A 2,413-nucleotide genomic window follows, 5' to 3' on the forward strand; every position below is an offset into this window, starting at 1 on the left:
CCTTCGCAAACTTATCCCGCCGCGACGCATTGAATTTGAAAGGCATCACAGCATCCCGCAGTCAAATCAAAGGACCAGCTACGCATCGGAAACGATTTGTGCAACACGCTCCCCGAGCGCTCAGTTTCTCTTTGAAGGCTTGCGGAAAGGCCTTGCTTCTCCGCCCTTGCCGTTTTTGCTTTTTGAACGCGGCGCTTTCGAGTCTTTGGTGTCGGTCTTGAAACGCGCCTTTTGTGCTTTCAGAGATTTGGATGTGTCAGAAGCGTTCTTATCTTGCTTTTGTCGCTTCTTATCCGTTGCGACGGGCTGTGGTTTGGCCTTTCCGCGCTCACGCGTCGGTCGCGCTTGCGGAGCCGAGTCCCGTTTTTTCTTGTCTTCGCTTGCTTGTTTGTTCGACGTGCGTGCCGCAGATTTTCCTTTGCTCTTAGGGCGCTCGGATTCAGTCCGGACATCTTGGTCAGAACGCTCGAAGCCAGGCGCAGCTTTCGACGGCTTGCCTGAATCAAGCCCTCGGGATTTGGCGGGCTCGTCCGATGATTGTGGGGCTGCAGGCGGGCCTTTGGGCGAGGCATCGAAATCTGGCGTGCCCACCAGCTCGGTCAACGTCGCACCTTGTTCTATGATGAGATCAGCGCCCAGTTCTTGTTTCATTGCGGGCACAGCATCATTGGCGATCTCGACAAAGGTCTCTTGATACTGAACGCGGATTGCGCCGATAGCGTCTTTGGACAAACCCGCGTTGCGGCACAGCATTGGCAGCAACCAACGCGGCTCCGCACGCTGTTTGCGTCCCAAAGAAAGTGAGAACCATGTGCTTGGCCCAAACGCCACGCGCCGATCAGTGTCGCGTTTTCCAGACTCTGGTGCCGTTCCAAGGATCTCTGGTGCCGAGTGGCGCTCTCGGTAGAGGCGCATATAGGCTGCGGCGATCTGCTCGGGAGTTCTTCCGCTGAGCAGCCGCTCGGCAAAAGCCGTTTCCTCAGCACTTGGCGGCTCATCCAGGGCGGGATTGGAAATGATGCGTTCCTCTTCCCGTTTAAACACCTCATCGGCTGAGGGTGGTGTGCCCCATTCGGCCTCCAGCTTGGCGGTTTTCAGCAATCGTTGTGCCTTTGAACGCTGCCGAGCCGGCACGATCAGAATGGATGTTCCCTTGCGTCCGGCACGGCCTGTCCGTCCAGAGCGATGCAACAAAGTTTCCGCATTTGAGGGCAGATCCGCATGGATCACCAACTCCAACCCTGGAAGATCAATGCCGCGGGCGGCCACGTCGGTCGCAACGCAAACCTGCGCGCGCCCGTCACGCAGGGCTTGCATCGCGTTGGTGCGCTCTGCCTGACTGAGTTCCCCTGACAGTGAGACGACAGAAAACCCCCGATTGGAAAGTTTCGCGGTCAGGCGCGCCACCATAGACCGGGTGTTGGCGAACACAATCGTGGTTTGAACGTCGTGATAACACAGCAAATTGATGATCGCTTTTTCAATATCCGACGGAGCTACGTTCAAGGCACTATAGGTTATATCCGAATGCTGGACATCTGCGCTTCCGACCTTGATCCGCTGCGCACCCTCTTTCTGGTAGGTCTGGGCAAGCCTGGCAATGCCTCGTGGAACAGTGGCAGAGAACATCAGGGTGCGCCGGTTTTCGGGCGTTTGATCAAGGATGTATTCAAGATCTTCGGCGAACCCCATGTCCAGCATTTCATCGGCTTCGTCGAGGACGACGGTCCGCAGATCGCTCAGGTCGATCACCCCACGTGTGATATGATCGCGCAGCCGCCCAGGTGTGGCGACTACGACATGTGCGCCGCGTTCAAGCGCCCTGCGCTCTGTGCGCGCATCCATACCACCGACAGCCGATGCAGTAACGATCCCGGCTTCGGCAAACAGCCAGTCGAATTCTCTCCGCACTTGCAGAGCCAGTTCGCGCGTGGGTGCGATGATCACGGCCAAAGGCGCTGCTGGTCGGTCAAAACGGCCGTGCTTGTCGAGAAGTTCTTCTGCCATCGCCAGCCCGAAGCCCACGGTCTTGCCGGAACCGGTTTGCGCAGAGACAAGCAGATCTTTTCCTGCCAGCGCTTCATCTGACACAGCCTCTTGTACAGGCGTCAAGTTGCTATAGCCTTTTTGGGACAGAGCTGCGGACAGGGTTTTCGGGAGGGCAGAGAAATCATTCATGGGTCACCAATTGCCGGGAAAGATCTGGCGATAGTGGTTTTTGGTTCAGATGTATAGCCCGTAACGCGCGCCCGAATGCGTCAAGGATATGTCGCAAGCTTTTGTGTCTGGATTGACGATCATGCGACCGCGTTGCACGAATAGCGCTTGGGCCGCATTTGCCCCTTTCCCCGGTTCGTTATGCGACACGTTCATAGGTCGCACGACCTAGACGGGTCATGCGGTTGAGGGCTTT

The 2,413-nt window shown here is 57.0% G+C and carries 1 protein-coding gene; it reads right to left on the reverse strand.

The annotated features are described in order from the left end of the window. Positions 1-120: 120 nt before the first annotated feature. Positions 121-2,178 (reverse strand): DEAD/DEAH box helicase, encoded by a 2,058-nt coding sequence (locus tag ACR0BF_RS20275; protein WP_480625668.1) that lies wholly within the window; start codon positions 2,176-2,178, stop codon positions 121-123. Positions 2,179-2,413 lie beyond the last annotated feature (235 nt).

The organism is Ruegeria sp. AG7 (assembly GCF_056541545.1).

What these genes read in the sequence shown, in the direction of transcription:
- ACR0BF_RS20275 (WP_480625668.1), bottom strand. Translation starts at nt 2,178, where the DNA reads ATGAATGATTTCTCTGCCCTCCCGAAAACCCTGTCCGCAGCTCTGTCC.